The sequence below is a fragment of the Alicyclobacillus mali NBRC 102425 genome, assembly GCF_001570745.1.
GTDB lineage: Bacteria > Bacillota > Bacilli > Alicyclobacillales > Alicyclobacillaceae > Alicyclobacillus > Alicyclobacillus mali.
In genome coordinates this window covers 137,817-160,849 of the sequence record NZ_BCSG01000001.1, presented here as the reverse complement: position 1 = coordinate 160,849, position 23,033 = coordinate 137,817, and the positions used below count along the sequence as shown (strand labels likewise).

Sequence of the window (23,033 nt, the reverse complement as noted above, 5' to 3'; positions counted from 1 at the left end):
CCTAGATGCGAAAACGTCCGATGAGCGCCTGCAGATCCTGTGCTCTCGCGCTGAGCGAGGCAGCCGTAGAGGCAATTTCCTGCATGGAACTCGCCTGTTGTTGAGAAGCGGCGACGACGCCCTCAGACTCGTGCGCCGCCTGTTGCGCCAATTGGACCACGACGGCCATATCGCTCGACATGTGACCCGCCTGGGCCACGATGGTCTTGGTGGCATCCGCGACCTCTTCGACGCGCGAAGCCACCTCCGCCATGGAGGTCCTGATCCGCGCGAAGGTCCGTTTGGTCTCGTCCGCAACCGTCGCGCCGGCGTCCACCTCCGCGGAGACCGCCTGAATAGACTGGGCAACCTCGCTCATGGCGCGGACAACGCGATCGACAATGCCGTGAATCTCACGGGCGGCATCCGCGGACGCCTTGGACAGGCTCCTCACCTCGTCCGCAACCACGGCGAACCCTCGCCCATTTTCTCCAGCGCGCGCGGCCTCGATGGCGGCATTCAACGCCAGGAGATTGGTCTCGTCCGCGATGTGCATGATGGCCGCGACAATCTGCCGAACGCTTTCCGAGGCCTCCGCCGTCTTTCGCATGACGTCCGCCGCATCCGAAGCGCGCCTGCGGATGGCCTCCATCTGCCGTGCCATCTCGTCCATAATCTGAGTCCCCGACTCCGCTTCGCCCTCGGTTCGGTCCGCCGTGTCGTGCAACCCTTCCGCGAGGCGCGATACCTTGCCAATCTCCCCCTGCACCTGTGCGACGGCGTTCGACGTGTCCTCAATCTGCTTCATCTGCTCCTCGGCGCCGGCCGCCACGTGCTCGATGGCGCGCGCGATCTCGGCCGTGGCGCGCATCAGTTCGTCCGAACTCGCCGACAGTTCCTCGGCACTCGTCGCCACGTGTTCGGAAGCCCCCGCGATGGCGCCGATGAGGGTCCTCAGGTTGCCGACGAGATCGTTCAGGACACGTGCCAGATCCTCCAGCTCGTCGCGCGTACGCACCTCGACTGGCCGAACGCGCAGGTCTCCCTGCGAGACCTTGAGCGCCATCTGGCGCAGCCGGACAATGGGGCCCGATAAGGTGATGGCAAGCGTTGCGCTGCCGACGAGCCCAATCGCGATGGCCACGAGCGCCACCACGGTGCTCCAGACAAAGGTCTGGACGAGCAGGCGATTGACATTTGCGTTCGCCGCGTTTTTGACCGCTTCCTCGTCCTGCGTGAACTGCGACAAGCTCTGAACGAGCGGCTGCAGCGTGTTATTGGTGAACATTTGCTGGGCATCGGACAAGCTCGTCGACGCCAGGTGGAAAGCGGTCTCATTTTGATCCAGGATTTGCTGCCACTCCGACTGGAACAGATCGAGGATGGCCTTGTCGGTCGCATTGACCGGCTCGCGCTGCAAGGCGCTCAGATCCTGCTGGACACGGCCGAGATCGTCCTGATAGTCCTGCAGGTTGAACTGCGCGTTGCCGCCGTTCGGCGTGAGGACGTACAGCGCCGCGTCGTTGTCGGCCGTCGCGATGTCGTCGTCAAACTGGCGGATGAGGTTCAGCACCGTATCCGCCTGTTCGAGCTTGTTCACGGACTGATGCAACTGGCTCACGAGAACGCCGTTCACGACGCCGAGAGCCACGAGAAGAATGGTCACGAGGCCTGTGTTGACGAGGAACTTCTGGCGGATGTTCAGCGTCGGCAGCAGGTCCACGAACCGCTGGCCGAGTTTGTGAAGGCGCGTCTCCCCGCGCGCTGGCATGTCGTCATAGCTGGACATGGCGGACCTCCAACCCAACGATTCGCCGACGCCACCGGATCTTCCCGGCGTACGTCGAGCCCTCTCCACGTATTCGGGATGGCCGCCCAATTTCCTGCTCGCCCAGTTACGTCAAAACCCGACGCCGCACGACGCCGGGTCTTGACGAATTCGACACGTTCATTCAAATGTGTCGCGCGAAAGCAACTCCGCGAGCGCCTCGACCGCGCTCTCCGCATCGCTGCCCTCGGCCTGCAGGGTGATCGATTCCCCGCGGGCGATGGCCATGGACATCACGCCGAGAACGCTCTTCGCGTCCACGAAATGTCCGTTTTTCCCAACGCGAATCTGGCTGGAAAAAGACGATGCTCGCTTGACAAACTCCGCCGCTGGCCGCGCCGCGAGCCCCTGAGGAAGGTTGACAGTCAGGACCTTTTCCACCATGGCATCAACACCTCGACTTCACACCAAAGCTTCTTGACGTTCACCCGCAGGACCTGCGGCGAAGCCGATGGACTCCTCCGTCTCCGCGTCGAAAATGTGGATCTTGTTCAAGTCAATCGCCAACTTGACCGAGCTTCCGACTTGGTAGACGTGGCGCGGGTTCACGCGCGCGACCACCGTGTTGGATCCGATGCTCGTGTGCAGATACACCTCCGAGCCCATGTGCTCCACGACTTCCACCTGCATCTGCAGAACGGAGTCGGGATACGTCGTCATGAAGACTTCCTCATCGTGCAGGTCTTCCGGCCTCACGCCGAGAACAACCGGCTTGCCGATGGCTCCCGACGCCTTCAGCACACTGTAACGGCCCTCGGGCAGGCGCAGGGAAATGGAAGGCGCGCGGAAGTAGAACGCATCGCCGTCCTGCACGATCTCGCCGCGAATGAAGTTCATCGCAGGCGATCCGATGAAGCCCGCGACGAACATGTTCTTGGGCTGCGAGTACACGACCTGCGGCGTATCCGCCTGCTGAATGATCCCGTCGCGCATGACCACAATGCGATCGCCCATCGTCATGGCTTCCGTCTGATCATGTGTAACGTAAATGACGGTCGTTTGCAAGCGCTGATGGAGCTTCCGGATCTCCGCGCGCATCTGTACGCGCAGCTTCGCATCCAGGTTCGACAGCGGCTCATCCATCAAGAACACCTGCGGCTCACGCACAATCGCGCGCCCCAATGCCACGCGCTGGCGCTGGCCACCGGAGAGCGCCTTCGGCTTCCGATCGAGCAGGTGCGCGATGTCGAGGATCTTCGCAGCCTCCTGCACACGACGGTCGATCTCGGCCTTCGGCACCTTGCGCAGCTTCAGGCCAAACGCCATGTTCTGATACACCGTCATATGGGGATAGAGCGCGTAGTTTTGGAACACCATGGCGATATCCCGATCCTTGGGCGGAACGTCATTCACGAGGCGATCGCCGATATAGAGGTTTCCGTCTGTGATGTCCTCGAGTCCAGCGATCATGCGGAGTGTCGTCGTCTTGCCGCAACCGGAGGGGCCGACAAACACGGTGAATTCCTTGTCCTGAATGTCGAGGTTGAAGTCCTTCACCGTCGGCTCTGTCTGGCCGGGATAGGTCTTGTAGATGTGCTCAAGCAGCACGCGAGCCACGCTATCAACTCCCTGTCAGAATGCTCATACCGAGCGTAGCAAAACGCTTTCAACAGGGCCATGTGCAACTTGTACAGACCCGGCGCTCATTCGGGTGCAGATTGACCTTGCAGCAAAGCCCCCGCCGCGAACAGGGCAAGCGCGTCGGCACCTCGCCGCACGTCGAGCCCCGAGGCGTCCCGCAGTTTCTCGATGCGCGCGAGCAAGGTGTTTCGATGCATGTAAAGCGATCGCGCCGCTTCGCTGATGTTCAGGTTCGAACGCACCATGGCCTCGGCGATCTCCCCCCAACCCTCCGGCCAACCCTCCGCGGAGACCTCGGAAAAGGCCGCGACGGATCGCAGCAGGGCGTCTCTCGCGGGCTCGTCGAGCCATAGCAGAGCCATTCGCACAGGGTCGTCCCCAAACACCGCCGCATCCCCGTTTCGCCGCGCCGCCTCGCGGCGCGCGAGCTCAAGCATGGCGACACCGGCCGTTACTTCCTGCGGCGTTCGAATCACGCCCGACACGGCCACGCGGGCGTCGATCATCGCCTCACTGCGCAACGCGCTCGCGACCTGGCCCGAGAGAGCGGACAGCCCGCGGACGTCCATCTCCTCGTGTCCAAGAGATAGCCACGCTCGGCGCAGAGAGGTTCGCGAGATGGAAGCGACGGCCAGAGGGAGTTGCCTGGACACCAGCCACGCGTCGACCTCTACGTACGCCTCCATTACGTTTTTCACCATATCGGCGCTTTCGCGATGCTCCACCTCACCGCCAACACCCGTCGACCACTCAATGGCCACGAGATGGGCAGGACACACGGGAACCGCCAATGAAGTTGCTGCCTTGCGAATTAGGTCTCCACCGTCTCGACCCACCACGGCTCGGAGCAAGTCCTCTGTCGAGCATGTTCCAAGCGCCGCCAATGGCTCAAATTCCTCCGGCGCTGCCGCGGCGGATAACGCCCACCTCAAAAATGCCCGCTCGGCCAGCGTGAGCGGCGTGACGTCGACGCCGAGGCCGTCCTGCACGCGCAGAGAACATCTGCCCTCGGGCCCCTCCACCCAATCGCCGATAGGCGCATTCGGGAGTGCCCGCGTCCACGGAACCCACTCACACGGCTTCGCCACAGCCCCGAAGAACCGCATCACCAACTCTGCTTGGAACTCCATGTCGATTTCGGCTCCCTGTCGACCGTCAACATTTTTCATCGATTCTAACACGGATCGGTTTCGGCAGACACGCCACAAAACGCGGCGAGCGGAGCACATCGCCCCGCTCGCCGCCCGGATTCCCTTCGATACAGCCTGATCAGTAATTGTCCTTCGGCATCACTTCGCGCCGCGCGACGCCCGTGCGCCGAGCGGCCTCGGCGACCGCGTCCGCGACACGCTGAACAACCGCTTGGTTAAAGACAGACGGAATAATGTAGTCCTCGCGCAACTCGTTCTCGCGGATGATGGACGCGATGGCCTGCGCTGCCGCAAGCTTCATCTCCTCGTTGATGGTCGACGCGCGCGCCGCGAGCGCACCCTTGAAAATGCCTGGGAAGCAGAGGAGATTGTTAATCTGGTTGGGATAGTCGGATCGGCCGGTCGCAAGCACGCGCACATATGGTGCCGCGAGCTCCGGCTCGATTTCCGGCGTCGGATTCGCCATCGCGAAGACAATCGGATCTGCCGCCATCTTCTTGATGTGATCAACCGTCAGCACGCCAGGACCCGACACGCCGATGAACACGTCCGCGCCCACGATGGCGTCGTCGAGCGTGCCTGTGATGTTGTCCGGATTCGTGTGCTCCTTGTACCAGTTCCAAATTTCGTTGTCGTACTGTTTGCCGCGGTGCAGGATGCCCTCAAGGGTGACACCAATGATGTTCTTCACCCCGGCGGACAAAAGCATCTTGGTGCAGGCCACGCCCGCAGCGCCGATGCCGACGATCACGACCTTCATGTCCTCGAGCTTCTTCCCGATGAGCTTAGCCGCGTTCATCAGGCCGGCCAGCATGACGACCGCCGTCCCGTGCTGATCGTCGTGGAAGACCGGGATGTCGAGCTCTTGCTTCAGCCGCTCCTCGATGTAGAAGCACCGCGGAGACGAGATATCCTCCAGGTTAATGCCACCGAACGCCGGCGCGATGCGCTTCACCGTCTCGACGATCTCGTCCGGGTCCTTCGTATCCAGGCAGATGGGGAACGCGTCCACGCCAGCGAACTGCTTGAACAGCATCGCCTTGCCTTCCATCACGGGCATGGCGGCGTACGGACCGATGTCCCCGAGGCCCAAGACCGCCGTGCCGTCCGAAACCACCGCGACCGTGTTGCGCTTGATGGTCAGCTGGAACGCCTTGGACGGATCCTCGTGAATCGCTTCGCACACGCGCGCCACATGCGGCGTGTAGACCCTCGAAAGGTCTTCGCGGTTTTTCACCTGGATTTTTGGCGCCACTTCCAATTTCCCGCCCAGGTGTACCAGGAAGGTCCGGTCGGAGACCGCCACCACGTGGATTCCCGGCTCGCCGTCGAGCAAATCGGCGATCTGGCGCCCGTGATCGCGATTCGCCACGTTGATGGTCACGTCTCGCACCACCACGTCCTGCGTCACGCGAATCACGTCCACCGCGGCGATGTCGCCGCCAGCATTGCCGACCAGACTCGCCACCTTCGCGAACGTGTTGCCTTTATTGGCGATTTCGAGCCGATAAATCAGACTGATGCCACTCCGCTGAAACTCCATGCGCGACCTCCTCTTCGCCGTCTCGGCTGGATACGCCTAGTGTAACAGACGCCTAATTTCAAGACAACGAGCGAAACGACGCCGGGATCGACAAGGACGCGCCTGATGTCGGCGCGTCCTTGTCGATCCCGTCACGCGTCCGTCCGAGCCTCCAGGCGATGCAGGCCCAACACCTCGGCTGTCTCGGCCTGGATGGAGCGCATCAGATCTGGCCTGTCGCGCAGCGTGACGCCGTACGACGGGATCATCTCGCGGATCTTCTGTTCCCACTCGGGCAGACGGTCCGGGAAACACTTGCGGATGACCTCCAGCATGATGGACACCACGACCGACGCGCCTGGCGACGCGCCGAGCAGCGCGGCGATGGATCCGTCCTTGGCGCTCACCACCTCGGTGCCGAACTGAAGCTCGCCGCGAGGCTGCCGCTTAATGACCTGGACGCGCTGGCCCGCGACGACGAGCCGCCAGTCCTCATCGCGCGCGGTGGGCACGAACTCGCGCAGCTCGTCCATGCGCTGCTTTTTTGTCAGCATGAGTTGCCGGATGAGGTAAAGCGTCAGCGAGGCGTTTTTCGCGCCGGCAGCGAGCAATGTCGACAGGTTGTGTACTTTTACGGACTTGATCAGATCGAGCATGGAGCCCGTCTTCAAGAAACGCGGCGAGAACCCTGCAAATGGTCCGAACAGAACATACTCCCGTCCCCCGATGACGCGGGAGTCCAGGTGCGGCACCGACATCGGGGGCGCACCCACGGGCGCCTTGCCGTACACCTTCGCCCGGTGCTCTCGCACAATTTCCGGATTCTCACACACCATGAACAGCCCGCTCACCGGGAAGCCGCCGATGCCCTTGCCCTCGTCAATTCCCGATTTCTGCAGAAGCAGTAGACTCCAGCCCCCGGCTCCGACGAAGACGAACCTCGACACGTGCTCGTAAGTGGCGCCGGTCTTCACGTCGCGAACACGCAACTGCCACATGCCGTCGCGCGTGCGCTTCACATCCTGCACCTCTTTACCGCACTGGACGTCCACGCCTTCGCGCTGCAGATATTGGAACAGCATGCGCGTGAGCGCGCCGAAGTTGACGTCCGTACCGGCCCCGATCCACGTGGCCGCAATCGGGCGATCCAGCCTTCGGTCCCGCATCATGAGCGGAATCCACTCGCGCAGGCGCTCGGGATCCTCCGAGTACTCCATCCCCTGGAACAACGGATGCTGAGATAAGAGCTGGTGACGCTTTTTCAGAAACGAGACGTTGGTTTCACCTTGAACGAAGCTCATGTGCGGGACCGGCACGATGAAATCCCGCGGATTCTCGATAATCCCCTGTTGCACGAGGAACGACCAAAATTGGCGAGAGACCAGGAACTGCTCGTTCACCTGAATGGCTTTCGAGATATCGATGCTCCCGTCCGGCTTTTCCACGGTGTAGTTCAGTTCACAGAGGGCCGAATGGCCAGTGCCCGCGTTGTTCCACTCGTTCGAACTTTCCACCGCGACCTCGTCCAGGCGTTCGAACACGCTGATGGTCCAATCGGGCGCGAGTTGCCGAAACAAGGTCCCAAGCGTGGCACTCATGATGCCGCCGCCAATCAGAGCGACATCCGATCTCGTCTTTCCGTCCATGTCGATCCCATCCTTATGCAGATGCGGACGCACAGGCGTGCGCCGCGCCAAACAAACTGTCCGCCTTCGGCGCCGCACCCCGTGCGTGCCGAAATCAAGCGGTTTCCGCACCGTTCAACGGATTTCGACAACCCCTCTAGAGTATAAAACATCGGCGTGCGAATCGCGAATTCGCGCGATGAGAGGGACGGCACAGAAACGGCGGGGCGCGGCCTGTGCCGCCCCCGCCGTCCAGTTCGGAATGTCAACCTTCCAGCAACAGGGACTCCGGATCCTCGATCAGCCGCTTCACGGTCACCAAAAAGCTCACGGCCTCCGCGCCGTCCACAATGCGGTGATCGTACGAAAGCGCGACGTACATCATCGGGCGGATCTCCACCTGCCCATCCACCGCCACCGGGCGCTCCACGATGTTGTGCATCCCAAGGATGCCAACCTGGGGCGCGTTCAGAATCGGCGTCGAGAACAGCGAGCCAAACGTGCCGCCGTTCGTGATGGTGAAGGTCCCACCCTGCAGTTCCTCAAGCGACAGCTTGTTCGCGCGAGCGCGCGCGGCGAGATCGGCAATTTGCTGCTCGATCTCGGCGAACGTCAGGCGATCCGCATTGCGGACCACCGGCACGACAAGGCCGCCCTCCGTCGCCACCGCGATGCCGATATCGTAATGGTGCTTCACAATCATGTCCTCGCCCTGAATTTCCGCGTTCAGGAGCGGGAACTGCTTCAGCGCGCCGACGACCGCCTTGGTGAAGAACGACATGAAGCCGAGGCCCACGCCGTGCTTCTCCCGGAAGGCGTCCTTGCGCCGCTTGCGGATCTCCATGACCCGGCTCATGTCCACCTCGTTGAACGTGGTGAGCATGGCCGCGGTGTGCTGGACCTCCACGAGGCGCTTTGCGATGGTCGCGCGCCTGCGGGACATGCGGATCCGCTCCTCATCCGGTCGCTGAGCGGCAGGCGCCGCAGGCTGAGGTGCCGGCGCGGCACCCGACTGAGGCGCTGCCGGAGCCTGGGGTTGGGCGCCGAGACCCAGCGCACCCGCCTGCACCTGGCGTAGATCAATGCCTTGCGCGGCCGCGGCCCGCCGCAAGGACGGCGTCGGGCGCACCAGGAGATCGCCCGGCACCGATACCTGCTGTGCCGATCCCTGCGGCGCGGCAGGCGCCGCGGGCGCTTGCGCCTGCGCCTGAGGAGCGCTGGGCGCAGCCGGCTTCTGCTCCGCCGCCTGCGTGGACGATCCTGATTCGGACGACGCGGCCGGCGCCTGGCCCTCCGCGATCACGGCAATCACATCGCCGATCGCGACCGTATCGCCGACCTGCTTCAGGATCTGCGTCAGTACGCCTGACTCCTCCGCAATGACCTCGACGTTGACCTTGTCCGTCTCGAGTTCCGCGATGGCCTCGCCGGACTCAACCGCATCCCCTTCGCGCTTGAGCCACTGCCCAATCGTCGCTTCCACAATCGACTCGCCTAGCGATGGAACCTTGACCTCTGCCACGATGGCTTCCTCCCCGTATTCGGCATGCGCCCTTAGTGGATATCGTTTGCCAACGCCTGTGCCAACATTTCAGCCTGCACGCGATTGTGCACGTCCGGCGATCCTTCCGCCACAAATCCCTGCTCGGGACGACCGATATAACGGAGTTTCACCGACGCCGGAAGAAGTTCCTGCAACCTCGGCCGCATGAAGTTCCACGGCCCCTGATTCTCCGGCTCCTCCTGGAGCCAGACCACCTCTTGCAGATTGGGATAGGAGGCCACCACGTCCTTCAGGCGATCCGCCGGGAACGGATACAGCTGCTCCACACGCGCCGCAGCGACGTGCTGGCACGCCTCCTCGCCCCGCTTCGACATCTCCGCGGCGAGATCGACGCCCACCTTCCCGCTCGAGAGAATCAGGCGGCGCACCCCTTGCGCGCTCTCCCCTGTCTTGGGGAAGTGCAAAACCGGCTGGAACCGGCCATTGGTCAGATCTTCCGGCTTCGAGGCCGCGAGCGGATTCCGGAGCAGGCTCTTCGGCGTCATGATGACGAGCGGACGCGGATTGGCGAGCCGAGCCGCTTGGCGCCGCAGCAGGTGGAAATACTGCGCGGAAGTCGTCACGTTCGCGACGACGATGTTGTTGCGGGCGGCGAGCTGCAGGAATCGCTCCACGCGCCCACTCGAGTGCTCGTGCGCCTGGCCCTCGAACCCGTGCGGCAAAAGCAGTACCAGCCCGGAGGTCTCGCCCCACTTCGACCGCGCAGCCGCGATGAAATTGTCGAAGAGCGGCTGACCGACGTTCGCGAAGTCGCCGTACTGCGCTTCCCACAGCACAAGCGCATCCTTCGCCTCGACCGAATAGCCGTACTCGAAGCCGATCACGGCCGTCTCGGAGAGCGGGCTGTTGTAGACCACAAAGCTCGCCTTGGCACCTGGCAGGTGCTGAAGCGGCGCATAGCGGGCGTTGGTATTGGCGTCGTGGAGCACCAGGTGGCGCTGGCCGAACGTCCCGCGTTCCGAGTCCTGACCGGACATGCGGATGGGCGTGCCGGATCGCAGGATGGTTCCGAACGCGAGGGCCTCGGCGTGCGCCCAGTCGATGTCCCCTCCGTCGAGTGCGTCCCTGCGCCGCTCCAGGATGCGCTTCAGCTTCGGATACACGGTGAAGTCGGGCGGGGTCTCCAGGAGGGCCCGGTTGATCTCCTTCAGGTCATCCAAGGAAGCGGGTTCCGCGTCCTCGGTAGGCTCCGAGAAATCGGTGACGGCCGCAGACGTGTGGATCTCTGGGTACTTCTTGTAGGCCTGGAGCAGTTCCTCGTCGATGGCCTGATCCACGTTCTGCAGGTCTGCCGCGGTGAACGCGCCTCGCGAGACGAGCTCGTTCGCATAGATCTCCATCACGGTCGGATGGGAGGCGATCTTCGCGTACATCACGGGTTGCGTCATGGCGGGATCGTCCGATTCGTTGTGGCCCCAGCGGCGGTAGCCGACCAGATCGATCACGATATCCTTCTGGAACGCCTCCCGGTACAGGAAGGCAAGGCGGATGGCGCGCAGGCAAGCTTCAGGATGATCCGCCGAAACGTGGACGACAGGCAGATCATACCCCTTGGCGATGTCACTGGCGTACCGCGTCGAGCGGCCCTGCTCTGGGTCAGCCGTGAAGCCGAGGTGGTTGTTCGCGATGATGTGCACCGTTCCGCCCGTGTAATAGCCGGGGATCTTGGAAAAGTTGAGCGTCTCGGCCACCACGCCCTCGCCTGTGAACGCGGCGTCGCCGTGTACCAGGATGGGGAATGCCTTATGAACGTCCTGGATGGGCTGGCCGGGCCGCGTGCGGTCGTCCTGCGCCGCGCGCGTCATGCCTTCGACGACGGGATCGACGAATTCGAGATGGCTCGGATTGTTGGACAGGACGTACCGGGCCTTCCGGCCGCTCTGCGCCTCGAAGGTGCGGGTCCACCCCATGTGATATTTCACGTCGCCGCCCCAGCCGAGCATGTATTCGGCGAGTTCCTCGTCGGAAGCCACGCCGTTGCCTGCGTGAAATTCGGAGAAAATGCGCTCGTATGGCTTCTTGAGCACGTGCGCGAGGATGTTCAGTCGGCCGCGGTGCGCCATGCCGATGAACACGTGGTCGAAACCGGCATCCACCGCCATCTTCGCAAGCGCATCCACCATGGGAACAAGGGCGTCGACGCCTTCCACGGAGAATCGCTTCTGGCCGACAAACCGCTTGTGCATGAAACGCTCGAACAGCTGGGCGCGCGCGAGCAGCTCATAAAGCGCCTTCGCCTCGTCCAACGTGAGCGGCTGGTGGAATCGGCGGTTCTCAATCTGATCCTCGAACCACGCGCGCTCCTCGGGGCGCGAAAGATGAGCGAACTCGAAGCCGAGATCGCCACAGTACGCCTTCCGCAGGGCTTCGATGGCCGCAAGGGCGTGTGGCGCCGTCTGCGCCACGGGGCCCCCCACCACCGAGGCAGGCAGCGAGGTGAGGTCAGCTTCCACGAGGCCGTACGTCGAAGTTTCCAACTCGGGAGAGCCTTCGGGAGCAAAGAGCGGATCCGTATCCGCCGCGAGATGGCCATTGGCGCGGATGGCTTGAGCAAGCTGGTGAGCCTTCGCCGCTGCCTCCAGCGTGCGAGGCGACAGAGCGGAAACCTGAGGTCCGAACACCGGTTGTGTCTCTATCGGTGAAGCAGATACCGCCTGAGCCGGATCTCCGTATTGCGCGAAGAGACCGCGCACGTCCTCCGGCACGGCGTTGGGATCCGCGAGATACTGCTCATACTGCTCGAGCAGATAGGCCAGGTTCGGCCCTGAGAACTGATGCCAGAACGTCTGCACTGATCCAGGTTGTTCGTTCGCCATTGTGAACCCCTCTTCCACGCGCACTGGGCATGACGGAGCACCCGCTTGGGGGCGCCTTGGGACACCCGGGGATCCCAAGCAGGAATTCCGGCCTGGTGTCAGAGAATGAATAGACGGGTAGGACAAACCCTATCCTTTTCCGATTTCTATGTATACCACAGTCGGAATTCACGCGCAAAACTTCGCGCGCAAAGCACACAGACGGGAGCGAAGTTTCATTGAACGTTCAAGACCGACTCGCTCGTGCCCCAATGGCCCGCCCTGTCCTCACCGCATGGGCCACACATTGGATCCTCGTCCTTATCGGCGTCCTTGGCCCCATCGGCAACGCGCCAGCCCGGCTCTCCATCACCGGCTCGTGGCTCGACAACTTCCTGCAATGGGACAGCCAGTGGTTTGTGGACATCGCCCGCTACGGCTACGTCTTCCCACTCGACGTCCAGAATACGTTCGTCCCCACAGGCAATTCCGTGCCCTTTGTCCCGTATGACAAGGCGGCCGCCTTCCTGCCCGGGCTGCCCATTCTCGTTCACGCGCTCGGCATCGGCGGGGCGTGGGTGCTCACCAATGCGCTGTTTCTGCTCGACCTCGCCCTCGCTTACGCGATTGCGGAGGAGGAGTGGAAAGGTGCAGGTTTTCCGGCGGCCATGCTGCTCGCGGCCAACCCTTGCGCCATCATCTTCAGTTCGCTCTACACCGAGACGTACACGCTGACGGCGTTTCTCCTCATCCTCTGGGGCCTCGAGCGCCCTGGGGACAGGCGGCGCCTGGCCGCAGCCTGCGTCGGCGCCTTCCTCGCGCCGTCCTTTCACGATCTCGGCGCGTTCGCCATTCTGTTTGCCCTCAGATTGGTCAGATCCCGCCGCTTTCTCGCGGCACTGGGCTTCACCGCATCTTTCTGCATCACGCCCGCCGCCTACGCGCTCTACATGTGGCACCGGTTTGGGACGCCTTTCGCACTCTTGGCCGCCGAATCGAGCTGGCACCGCCACTGGACCTGGCCGTTTGTCAACGTGCGGGACGCCATCGCCGAAGGCGCGTTCACGTCGGTGGGGTTCGTCACAGTGTTTGTGATCGGCCTCCTCTGCGTGCAGGGCGGGTTGGCCATTTGGCGGGATCGCTTTCTTTTGGCACCGCGAGATGGCAGAATGATGGATAGTATGGAAAGCGGCCTGTGGATGTGGTGCCTCGCCGCCATCGACCTGTGCGCGAACATGCCGCACAACCCGCTCGAGAGCACGCTCCGATTCGCCTCCGTCGCGTATCCCGCGACGGCTGGCATCGCGCGAAGCTTCGCACGGCGCCCCAACTCCGCGCTCTACTGGATGGTGTTTGCGGCGTTCGCCACCGTCGGGGTTTTAGGGGCGGGCCTGTTCAGTCATGGATGGTTCTTCCAGTAAATGCGACTGCGCCAGTTGAAGAACCGCGGAAGGGGAGGAACGACTTGCCCGAGATGTTGACATCCGAAATGGTGGCCATGGCCAAGCCGGACCTCGACGCCGTCATCCGCGCGGTGAGCCATCGCGTCGTGGGCTTGGAGAACGCCGTCAGGTTGCTTGTCGCCGCGTGCCTCTCCGGAGGCCACGCGCTCCTCGAAGACGTGCCCGGCACGGGCAAAACGCGGCTCGCCTCTTCGCTCGCCGCAGCGCTCGGGCTTTCGTTCGCCCGGGTGCAGGGCACGCCGGATCTCCTCCCCGCCGACGTTATCGGCACCACGGTGTACCATCCGCGTGAAGAAGCGTTCCGATTCCACCCGGGCCCCATCTTCACGCAGGTGCTGTTGTTCGACGAAATCAACCGGGCCACCCCTCGAACGCAGGCTGCGCTTTTGCAAGCGATGGCCGAACGCGCGGTGACCGTCGACGGTGAAGAACGACCCCTGCCGAGGCCGTTCTTCGTGCTGGCTACCGCGAATCCCGTGGAATCTCAGGGCGTCTTCCCCCTTCCCGAGGCGGAACTCGACCGATTTCTCGTACAGGTTTCGCTCGGTTATTTGCCAGAATCCCTCGAGATGGACATGGTCAAGCGCGTGATCGCCGAGGCGCCTGACGTCCAGCCCCCGGATCCGGTTCTCGACGCCGAGCGCCTCGTCCAACTTCAGCGCCTGGCGCAGAACATCTTCGTGCACGACGACGTGTTGCGCTACGCCGTATCGCTCGCCCGGCGCACGCGCCATCACGACCAGATCTCCCTTGGCGCAAGCCCCCGCTCTGCCGTGTGGCTCGTCCGGCTCGCGCAAGCGCTCGCCCTTCTCGCAGGGCGCCACTTTGTCACACCGGACGACATTCAGGAGGCGTTTTTGCCCGTGATGCGCCATCGACTCGTCTTTGACATCGCGTGGGCGGACCGCGAGGAGCGGGATCGACTGCTCGAATCCGTTCTGGGCGACACGCCGGTGCCGCACGAACGCGAAGTGAACTCGCCGTGATGTGGCTGTGGTTGCCCTTGCTCATCGTGATGGCACTTTGGCTCTGGCCGCGCGCGTTTGATCGCGCAGTCTCGGGTCGCGTCGAAGGCTTCCTGACCGCGAGCCGCGCGGAAGTGGACCCCGGTGACGAAGTGAGCCTCTGTGTCACGCTCGTCAACCGGTCCTGGATGCCCATCCCGTCGGCCGAGATCGAGCTGGAGCTGCCGCCGCAGTTGTCATTTCACCGCGACGAGGCCGTGCGCCTCGGCCATATGACGCTCTCCGTGCTCCCACGCCGCCAAGCCGACATCGCGTTCACCGTCTACGGATGGCGTCGCGGCCCAGCCACGCCCATCCAGGCGAGCGTTTCCATCAGCGAGGGCCTCGGTCTCATGTCCACCCACGTCGCCATCGCAAACCGGGCATCGCTCGCGGTCAGACCCCGCGCAACGCGCCTGAAGCACCGATTTCCTCTGTCCCCCAACGGCTGGATGACGCGCGAATCCCGGACGCTCCCAGATGAAACGGCGCTGCGCAGCGTTCGTCCTTACGCATATGGCGATCCCGTCCGCCACATCCACTGGCGCGCATCCGCCAGGCTCGGTCAGCTGATGGTCAAGGAATTTTTCTCCACACAAGCTCCAGACTGGACCCTCGTGCTGAGCGCTCAAGCCACCGAGCCTTACTGGTCGGGCGCGCTGCACGCCGATGCCTTTGACGCGCTGTGCGAGCAGGCGCTCGCCATCGCGCGGTGGCTCGCTCGCGGCGGTGGGCGCGTCTGTTTTGCCACCAACGCCGCCTGTGGAAATCGGCAGCGCGCGACCATCGCATGGCTCTCTGCAGAAGGCGTCGCATCCCTGCTCGCGCACGCCCAGCCCATTGCGACGTGCGATCTCGACGCGCTCCTGAAAGGCTTGGTTCGCTCTTCGTCGTCGCCCCGGCACTGGATTGTCCTGAGCCCGCTCAGGCAGAGCGCACAGGCAGCCCGGATGGCCCAATTCGGCATTCACGTCGTCTGGATGTCCATGTCTTCGTCGGAGGAAGAGGATCGAGCCATCGCGATGGAGGCTTCAAACCATGCAACGCATTGAAAGCGGCAAAATGCAATCGGGGCGGCGCTCCTACGTACGACTCGGGGACGCGCCCCGCCCCTTTCGCGCGCTGATGAGTGGAGCGGTAGGGATGATGGCCGCGTGGGCCATCGCGAGCTGTTTCTGGAGCCGCTCGGGGGCGTTCGGAGAGCTCCTGTGGCTCACGGTTTGCGCCTGGGCCTCGAGCGCATGCGCGGCTGCCGCGGCGCGGCACTCCGCTCTTAAGGCCGTCGCCCTCGGCATCGCCGCCGGGACCGGGTGCGGGGCCGTTTTGTTCCTCCCGCTCCACCGGTTCGGATGGCTGTTGGCGGTCATCGCCGCTTCCGCACTCGCGGCGGCGTTCTGTCTGCCGTTTTTGACGTACGGCGACATCGCACTCGCCAGCCGGACCCTCGTTCGCACCGCGACGGTGGTGGTCGTGATCGGCTGGATCACCTATCTCGTCTTCGTGCGCCCGCTGGCCGCGCCCACCCCCGCTGGCCAGGCGGTGGCCACCGCCTATCCGTGCGTCACCATGCTCCTGGCCGTCGCGACGGCGCGGGCCGCGCACAGGTTGACCTACGGTTCTCGTGCGGGGCGCGCATGGCTCGCGCCCATCGCGCTCGCGGTGGCGTTTCGCGACGCGCCTGTCCGGTTGCTCAAGGCCATCGTCCGCCTGTCGATCACGACGGCTGTCCTCATCACAGCGGGTGCGGGGCTCATGATGCTCTTGCCTGGCGTCGTTCGGCCGCGCGCCGTACCAGGCAGGCAGACCGCGGTGAGCCACCCACCGCTTGGTGCCAAGACGCCCGTGCCTCCGTCGCACACGTCCGTCCCGACGCCCCTCGTGCTGGCTGCGGCGGCCGTCGCCGTGGCCCTGCTCGTGGCGCTGGCACTCGCGGCGCGCAGGCTCCTGCAAACCCAGGCACTCCCGGGTTCCGCATCGGTCGCCGTGCGGCCCACCATCACGGAGCGGCGGCTGGAAGATGTGTTTCGGCTCGTGCCCACCTCCGAACCCGTGCGCGTGCGCATGCAGCAGCGCTTGCGCACATGGCACCGGGCAGGGCGCAGCATCGACCGCGCAGAGACCATCCGCTCGTTTGTCGACCGCCTCCCCGGCGAGCTGCGGGATCCCGGCGATCCAGCCCTGCTCCGCGCATACGAGCAGATCCGTTACGGCCCTGATGAGCCATAGAACGCGCGGATGACCGTGAGCGCCTCGTCCGCCTCCCACACGTAGCGCGGCACATCCGCCGGAATGACGAGCGCATCGCCAGCTTTGACCGGCAGGCGCACCTCCTCGCCTTCCGCGACACAGCGCAGGTGTCCGGAACCTTCCACCACCATCGCGCAGTCCGGATTCCCGCGCACGCCCTGTTCCATCTCGGCGGCTCGTCGAACTACGCGGACGCGATCGATGGTGAAATACGGACACGACACCAGCCGCACCATTTGAAGCCCAGGCTCGTCCACCATCGCCAAAGGCGTTGGCTCGGGCGGCTCTGTGCCATACGCCATCACGTCCGCCGCCTTTTCGATGTGCAGGTCGCGCGGTTTGCCGTTCGCATCAACCCGATCCCAGTCGTACACGCGGTACGTCACGTCGGAGGTCTGCTGAATTTCGAGCACCTTGGTGCCCCGGAGCAACGCGTGGAGCGTGCGCGACGGCACGAAGACGAGATCGCCCTTTTGAATGGGCCGATAGGTCAAGTAATCGCGCACCCGGCCCTCCCGCACGGCGCGAAGGTAGGTCTCCCTGTCGGGGAACGAGTGGCCGAGGATCACCCGCCCGTCCCGCGGGGCTTCGAGGACGTACCACGCCTCCGTCTTGCCCGCGTCCCCCTCATGTGCTTGCGCGTAGGCGTCGTCCGGATGGACCTGGACGGACAGATCGTCGTGGGCTTCGATGAACTTGACGAGGAGCGGGAACCGCTTCTGGGGCGAGTGCTGGCCGAGATAGGCGTCTGGATAGCTCTCGACGAGCTCCTGCAGTGTTCTGCCATCGAGCGGTCCGCCGTCGACGACGCTCATGCCGTTCGGATGTGCCGAGATGACCCAGTATTCGCCGATGGGGCGATCCGTCTTCACCCCAAACATCGACTTCCATTCATCGCCGCCCCAGATGCGTTCCATGGCGACCGGCTTACACTTCACGGGCCACATCTTCATCCCTCCTCCGCAAGATCCCTCAGTTCCGGCACGATGTACGCGTCCTTCGTCCTCCCGTCCAATACAGCGATGAGATTGTCAATGGCGAGATCGAGCATGGCGGTTCTCGTCGCCTGCGTCGCCGAGCCGATGTGCGGCACACAGACGACGTTGGACAGAGAGAGGAGAGGGTGATCCGGTGGAACGGGCTCCTGGCGATACACGTCGAGCCCAGCGCCGCGGATCCAACCTTCGCGCAAGGCTTGAACCAATGCGTCCTCATCTACCGTCTTTCCCCGCGAGAGGTTGATGAATATCGCGCTCGGTTTCATCCTCCTGAACCGTTCTTCGTTCATGAGGTTCTCGGTGTCCGGCGTGAGCGGTGTGAGCAGGACGACGAAATCCGACTCGTGAAGGAGATCTGGCAGGTCCGCGTAGCGCGCGCCGAACGCCTGCTCCACGTCGTCGTGGCGCGATCGCGCGTGGTACAGGATGTTCATGGAGAATCCGAACTTCGCCCGTTTGGCGAGCGCGCGACCGATGCGGCCCATCCCCACGATGCCGAGCGTCCGATGATGCACGTCGACGCCGTAGAGGGCCTCTTCGTCGCCCTTTTTCCACTCGCCTCCGCGGACGTAACCGTCCAACTCGACGATGCGGCGGGCGACCGCGAGCATGAGCGCCATGCCGAGATCAGCCACCGTGTCGTCGAGCACGTGCGGCGTGTGCGCGCCGAGAATGTGCCGCCTGCGCATGGCGGCGAGATCGAAATGATCATAGCCGACCGAGGCCGTGGAAGCCACCTTGAGGCTCGGGGCCTGTTCGAGCAACGTCTCATCGACACGTGTGCCGAACGTGATGAGCCCCACGGCGTCTTGAAGCGCAGCGAACAGTTCCGCCTGCGAAAATCGCCGACCTTCCGGTGGACAGGCCACGTCGCCAAAGCGGGCCAGCTTCTCCCGCTGCGCCACGCTGAGTGGCTTCGTGGAAACAATCTGTGCCATAGGCGCCCTCCCTTTGATTGCCGTTCCCAGTTTCACTGTACCCTGAACGGCGAGTCGAAGAAAGGGCTTCTCAAGCGCGCGGGATCGTGGTTTACTGAAAAACGATGGGGTACGGATTCCGTCAAGAGGGTGAGAACCATTTGGACAACCCGTCCATTTGCTCCTACTGCGTCGATTACGCGCTGAATGAACTCAAAGACGAACTGGTCAAGAAGCGATTCGAACGCCACCTTGCCACATGCCCGGCGTGTCGCCGGGATGTCGCAGAGTTTCGCGAGCTTATCACCATGTTTCAGCCCAAGGAACCGGCCGATGACGAGCAGGCATCAAAGAAGGCGACCGCGAGAAGCGCGCAGATCATCGAATTTCCGATGCGGCCGAAGGCGAACTTCCAGTCCAGCTCGGCCAAGCGATACATGCGGCGCCGACGGCTCACGGCCATCAGCCTGAGCGCAGCCCTTCTCCTGATGAGCTTCGTGAGCCTCGCGGGTGATCACGGCCGCTACTCCAAAGCGCTCGGGTCCGCGGCGTGGCACAGGATTTCCCACGTATCTCGGGCCATCGTGCATCGGGGCGAGGAAATCACGGACAAGTGGCATTGGAAAAAGAGCCTTTTGTGAAGACGAGCGGCGGCTTCCCCTGTGCGGAGAGCCGCCGCCTTTCGTGTGATTGAACTTCACCGCTGCGCGCGAACGCGTCCGCCCGCAGCCTCCAGCCTCATGCCGCCGTGTTCGCTGAGGCCTCGCGCACGCGGCTGCGAGCGCCATCCGCGCCGTCCGCCATGCGCGACAAGGCGTACACCGCCACCCACACCAGCGCGAAGCCCATCCACTGCGCTGCATGCACCGTCTGGTGTAAGAACAGCGCGTTCACCGCAAGGCCCGTGGCCGGAAACGCGAGTTCCGCCAGCGTGGCGTACGAAGCCTTCACGCGGTCGAGCCCGCGATAGTACACCAGCAGGCTGAGGAGGCTCGGCACAATCGTCTGGTACAACAGATTGCCGATCACGGCTCCATGTTGAAACGCCGTCGCTACGCGCGCCGCATTCGGATGGCCCATCAGGGTGAGCGCCAGGAGAAGGGGCAGGGCAGCACCGAAGCGAAGGGCCGTCATGGTGGGAAACGAAACCTTGCGCATCACGCGCTTGCCCATCACCGTCGATCCGCCCCAGAGAAACGCGGCCCCGAGCGCACACAAGCCGGCCCACGCGCTCGCCTTCGAAAAAGAGGGCCATGTGAAACCGAAGGTCAGGACGTACGCGCCGAGAAACGCCACCGCAAACCACGGCCAATACGCGCGCCGCACCCGCTCGCCGAGCACGACGGCGGCCAACAACAGCGCGAACACCGGCTGAACTTTCTGCAAAAGCAGGACCTCGTTCACGGCGTCGGATCGGATCCCCATCGCGAGCCCGACGTTGAACAGAATGGAGGCGACGGCCGAACCGCCCCAGGCGACAAAGAGGACGGCGAGCCAATCCGCAGGGCCGAGCGCCAACCACTCACCCCGCCTTCGAATGAGCACCGGAATCGCATACATCGCGAGCAACACGTGCTCGAAGCAGACAATTTCAATGGACGTGAACCAGTGCTGCAGTGCGAGGATGAAAAGCGCATCGAGCCCCCACAGCGCGGCTCCGCACGCAATCCACCAAAGAGCTGCCTGGCTGCTTGAGCGAGAAGAGACGGTTGAAATGGCATTCACAGGGCTTCCCTCCGCATTCTATCGTTTCTCCGGAGGAACCCTGGGAGCACATGGAGAAATGGGTGACGCCAACGCGCAAAGCCCCGAGGAACGCTCGTCCCCGGGGCTACCGGACCGCAACAAGACACGGCGCACGCCACGAGCGCACACCGCAAGGCTGTCTCTCACAGCCATGACGGCGCACCTGCGCGCTGCGACCACCGCGAACCTTCTCCCATCCGGACTTTCACCGTCGGCTTTGGAGTCTCACCAAATCCGTCGCCACAACGTGGCGAGTCGCGGGCTTAGGCCAAAGGCCATCACCGCCGGTCGGGAATTTCACCCTGCCCCGAAGGTTCCTGTTCATTTGCATCCATTGTACTGCAAATTCGTAAGTCCATGCAAGGCCGCTGCGCTCAGCGGTACTCCACGTTCTCCCACGACCTCGATCCCGCAGCCTTCTCGATTGCCTCCAACACGCACTGGTTGCGAACGCCGTCCTCGAAGTCGGGCTTCACAGGCTGGTTTTCGACCAATCCTTTGAAAAACGCACCAAACAGATTCAAGAACGTGTGCTCGTAGCCGATGATGTGCCCTGCGGGCCAGTACCGCTCCGCGTACGGGTGCAGGGGTTCCGTGCAGTTGATGCGGCGAAATCCTTGTAGTCCCGGCTCGTCGCTGTGGAAGTAGACCTCGAGCCAGTTCATGTCCTCGAGGTTCCAGCGAAGGGAGCCCTTCTCGCCGTTCACCTCGAACTGATTGCCGTTTCGATGCCCGCCCGCAAAGCGCGTGGCCTCGAACACGCCCATCGCCCCGCTTTCGAAGCGGGCGAGGAAGGCCACGGCGTCGTCCACGTCCACCCGCCCCGTGCCGCCGGCCGCCTTCGCCTCTAACCCGCCGGCCATCTCGCCCAGGGGCCTCTCCTTGATAAACGTCTCCATGCAAGCCGCCACGTCGCGAATTTCGCCCACCAAAAACCGGGCGAGATCGAGAATGTGCGCCGCGATGTCGCCGAGCGCCCCCGAGCCCGTCACGTCCTTGCGCAGGCGCCACACGAGCGGAAAGTCCGGGTCCATAATCCAGTCCTGCAGATATTGCGCCCGCACGTGATAAATCCGCCCCAGGCGCCCGTCGTCGATCAGCCGCTTCGCGAACTGTACAGCCGGCGCAAACCGGTAATTGTGGCACACGAGGTGATGCACGCCCGCCGCCTGCACCGCGTTGCGCATCCTGACCGCCTCGTCCACCGTCATCGCGAGCGGTTTCTCGCAGATCACGTGCTTGCCGTGCTCCGCCGCGGCGATGGCGATCTCGGCGTGCGCGTTGTTCGGCGTCACGATGTCGATCACGTCGATGTCGTCGCGCTCCACCAACCGCCGCCAGTCCGTCTCGTACGACGAGAAGCCGTACGCTTCGGCCGCCCGCCGGAGCGGCTCCTCGCTCCGCCCGGCGATGGCCTGCAAGACCGGCGTGACGGGGAGATCGTCGAAGAAGAAGTTCAGGTCTCGATACGCGTGGCTGTGAGCTTTGCCCATGAATTGGTAGCCCACCATACCAATTCGAATCGAACGTTTCCGCATCCCGATTCCTCCCCAGCGCGGCCTACAGCTTCACGGGTTCGCCCCGCTCCGCGGACTCGTACAGGCCGTTCAAGATGCGCTGCAGCTTGACGCCCTGCTCGGCCGTGGACAGCGGCGGCTCGCCCGTCAGGCACGCGTCGACCCAGCGGCGGATCTCGCGCTCATAGGGCGAAACTTCCGGTAAGTACGCCGGCGCGACGTCGATGAGCGCGCCGTGCTTCTCCTGGTAGATTTCGAGCGGAAAGGCGTTGGCGCCGCCGAGATCGCCCATCAGCTTCACATTCATGACGTCGCGCTCTTTTACGTTCGCCGCGAACGCCGACTCGATGACGAGCGTCGCCCCATTCGCGAACTGAATCATCCCGCGCGCCATGTCTTCCACCGTGAAGTGTTCCCAGTCCCAGTCGCCGAGGAGCCCCACGCCCTTGCGCGTGCCGAGCTTTTGATACGTGGCGCCCCACACCATCGTCGGCTCGGGGTAGCCCATCAGATACAGGGCCGTGTCGAGCATGTGGCAGCCGATGTCGATGAGCGGCCCGCCGCCCTGCAGCTCCTTGTTCGTGAAAACGCCCCAGCCCGGGATGCCGCGGCGCCGCACCGCGATGGCCGTGCCGGCGTAGATCTCGCCGAGCTCTCCCGCGTCGATGAACCGCTTCAGGCAGTCCACCTCGCTCGTGTGCCGATAGTGGAACCCGTACGACAGGTGTTTCCCGCTCTTCTTCGCCGCTTCCGCCATCGCCTGCGCCTCTTCCACCGTCATGGCCGGCGGCTTCTCGCACAGCACGTGACAGCCCGCCTCGAGCGCCTTCACCGCCGCATCCTTGTGGAACTTGTTGGGCGTGCAGACGCTCACCACGTCGAGCTCTGCCTTCTCCAGCATCTCATCCACGGTCTTGAATGAGTGCGGAATACCCCAGCGCTCAGCCGCCTCCTGCGCGCGATCGACCGCCACATCGCAGACGGCCACGATTTCCACCTGTTCGCCGCACTTCTTGTAATTCGGGATATGCACCTGCTGGGCAATGCCGCCCGCCCCGACGATACCCACGCGAATCTTGTCTGCCACTTCGATGTC

18 protein-coding genes and 1 riboswitch are annotated in these 23,033 nt (G+C 63.7%); of the genes, 5 read left to right on the top strand and 13 right to left on the bottom strand.

The features are described from left to right. Position 1 precedes the first annotated feature (1 nt). From AMA01_RS00805 to AMA01_RS00770, 8 genes are all read right to left on the bottom strand, one after another. Positions 2-1,768, bottom strand: a complete 1,767-nt coding sequence (locus AMA01_RS00805; protein ID WP_067845838.1) for a methyl-accepting chemotaxis protein — start codon at positions 1,766-1,768, stop codon at positions 2-4. A gap of 159 nt (positions 1,769-1,927) precedes the next feature. Next, positions 1,928-2,191 carry an HPr family phosphocarrier protein gene (locus AMA01_RS00800; protein ID WP_067845835.1) on the bottom strand — a complete coding sequence of 88 codons (264 nt, stop codon included), beginning with the start codon at positions 2,189-2,191 and terminating at the stop codon, positions 1,928-1,930. A gap of 18 nt (positions 2,192-2,209) precedes the next feature. Then, the gene (locus AMA01_RS00795) at positions 2,210-3,364 is read right to left on the bottom strand and encodes an ABC transporter ATP-binding protein (protein WP_067845832.1); all 1,155 of its coding nucleotides are present in this window, start codon (positions 3,362-3,364) and stop codon (positions 2,210-2,212) included. Between the two features lie 86 nt (positions 3,365-3,450). Further along, positions 3,451-4,518 carry a helix-turn-helix domain-containing protein gene (locus AMA01_RS00790; RefSeq protein ID WP_231862759.1) on the bottom strand — a complete coding sequence of 356 codons (1,068 nt, stop codon included), beginning with the start codon at positions 4,516-4,518 and terminating at the stop codon, positions 3,451-3,453. Between the two features lie 139 nt (positions 4,519-4,657). Further along, positions 4,658-6,082, bottom strand: coding sequence for an NAD-dependent malic enzyme (locus AMA01_RS00785; RefSeq protein WP_067845830.1), 1,425 nt, complete (start codon positions 6,080-6,082; stop codon positions 4,658-4,660). A gap of 131 nt (positions 6,083-6,213) precedes the next feature. Further along, positions 6,214-7,707, bottom strand: coding sequence for a malate dehydrogenase (quinone) (mqo, locus tag AMA01_RS00780; protein ID WP_067845827.1), 1,494 nt, complete (start codon positions 7,705-7,707; stop codon positions 6,214-6,216). Positions 7,708-7,951: 244 nt separating this feature from the next. Next, positions 7,952-9,208, bottom strand: coding sequence for a 2-oxoglutarate dehydrogenase complex dihydrolipoyllysine-residue succinyltransferase (gene odhB / locus AMA01_RS00775; RefSeq protein WP_067845823.1), 1,257 nt, complete (start codon positions 9,206-9,208; stop codon positions 7,952-7,954). A 32-nt stretch (positions 9,209-9,240) separates the two neighbouring features. Further along, entirely contained in the window at positions 9,241-12,066 is a 2,826-nt protein-coding gene (locus AMA01_RS00770) for a 2-oxoglutarate dehydrogenase E1 component (protein ID WP_067845820.1), read from the bottom strand. A 218-nt stretch (positions 12,067-12,284) separates the two neighbouring features. Here AMA01_RS00770 and AMA01_RS00765 point away from each other — a divergent pair, with 218 nt between their 5' ends. From AMA01_RS00765 to AMA01_RS00750, 4 genes are read left to right on the top strand one after another with little or no spacing between them, the layout of a single operon-like run. Then, positions 12,285-13,466 (top strand): hypothetical protein, encoded by a 1,182-nt coding sequence (locus AMA01_RS00765; protein WP_067845817.1) that lies wholly within the window; start codon positions 12,285-12,287, stop codon positions 13,464-13,466. Between the two features lie 53 nt (positions 13,467-13,519). Continuing rightward, a complete protein-coding gene (locus AMA01_RS00760; RefSeq protein WP_231862767.1) occupies positions 13,520-14,494 on the top strand; it encodes an AAA family ATPase in 975 nt (324 codons plus the stop codon). Beyond that, entirely contained in the window at positions 14,494-15,564 is a 1,071-nt protein-coding gene (locus AMA01_RS00755; RefSeq protein ID WP_231862766.1) for a DUF58 domain-containing protein, read from the top strand. The genes AMA01_RS00760 and AMA01_RS00755 overlap by 1 nt, the downstream gene beginning before the upstream one ends. Continuing rightward, a complete protein-coding gene (locus AMA01_RS00750; RefSeq protein WP_067845809.1) occupies positions 15,551-16,738 on the top strand; it encodes a hypothetical protein in 1,188 nt (395 codons plus the stop codon). Before AMA01_RS00755 ends, AMA01_RS00750 begins: the two co-directional genes overlap by 14 nt. Here the strand turns inward: AMA01_RS00750 and AMA01_RS00745 are convergent. Both AMA01_RS00745 and AMA01_RS00740 read right to left on the bottom strand, forming a co-directional pair. After that, positions 16,717-17,706: a type I phosphomannose isomerase catalytic subunit gene (locus AMA01_RS00745; RefSeq protein WP_067845806.1), complete on the bottom strand. Its 990-nt coding sequence runs from the start codon at positions 17,704-17,706 to the stop codon at positions 16,717-16,719. The genes AMA01_RS00750 and AMA01_RS00745 overlap by 22 nt on opposite strands. Positions 17,707-17,708: 2 nt before the next feature. Further along, positions 17,709-18,695 carry a 2-hydroxyacid dehydrogenase gene (locus AMA01_RS00740; RefSeq protein ID WP_067845803.1) on the bottom strand — a complete coding sequence of 329 codons (987 nt, stop codon included), beginning with the start codon at positions 18,693-18,695 and terminating at the stop codon, positions 17,709-17,711. Positions 18,696-18,835: 140 nt separating this feature from the next. Between AMA01_RS00740 and AMA01_RS00735 the strand changes: the two genes are divergently transcribed. Next, a complete protein-coding gene (locus AMA01_RS00735) occupies positions 18,836-19,315 on the top strand; it encodes an anti-sigma factor (RefSeq protein ID WP_230088323.1) in 480 nt (159 codons plus the stop codon). A 97-nt stretch (positions 19,316-19,412) separates the two neighbouring features. Here the strand turns inward: AMA01_RS00735 and AMA01_RS00730 are convergent, their stop codons facing one another. From AMA01_RS00730 to AMA01_RS00720, 3 genes are all read right to left on the bottom strand, one after another. Then, entirely contained in the window at positions 19,413-20,399 is a 987-nt protein-coding gene (locus AMA01_RS00730) for a DMT family transporter (RefSeq protein ID WP_067845797.1), read from the bottom strand. Between the two features lie 202 nt (positions 20,400-20,601). Continuing rightward, a riboswitch (FMN riboswitch) is annotated at positions 20,602-20,739 on the bottom strand. Positions 20,740-20,794: 55 nt separating this feature from the next. Continuing rightward, positions 20,795-21,958 carry a Gfo/Idh/MocA family protein gene (locus tag AMA01_RS00725; RefSeq protein ID WP_067845794.1) on the bottom strand — a complete coding sequence of 388 codons (1,164 nt, stop codon included), beginning with the start codon at positions 21,956-21,958 and terminating at the stop codon, positions 20,795-20,797. Positions 21,959-21,980: 22 nt separating this feature from the next. Next, positions 21,981-23,024, bottom strand: coding sequence for a Gfo/Idh/MocA family protein (locus AMA01_RS00720; protein WP_067845791.1), 1,044 nt, complete (start codon positions 23,022-23,024; stop codon positions 21,981-21,983). Between the last annotated feature and the right edge of the window lie 9 nt (positions 23,025-23,033).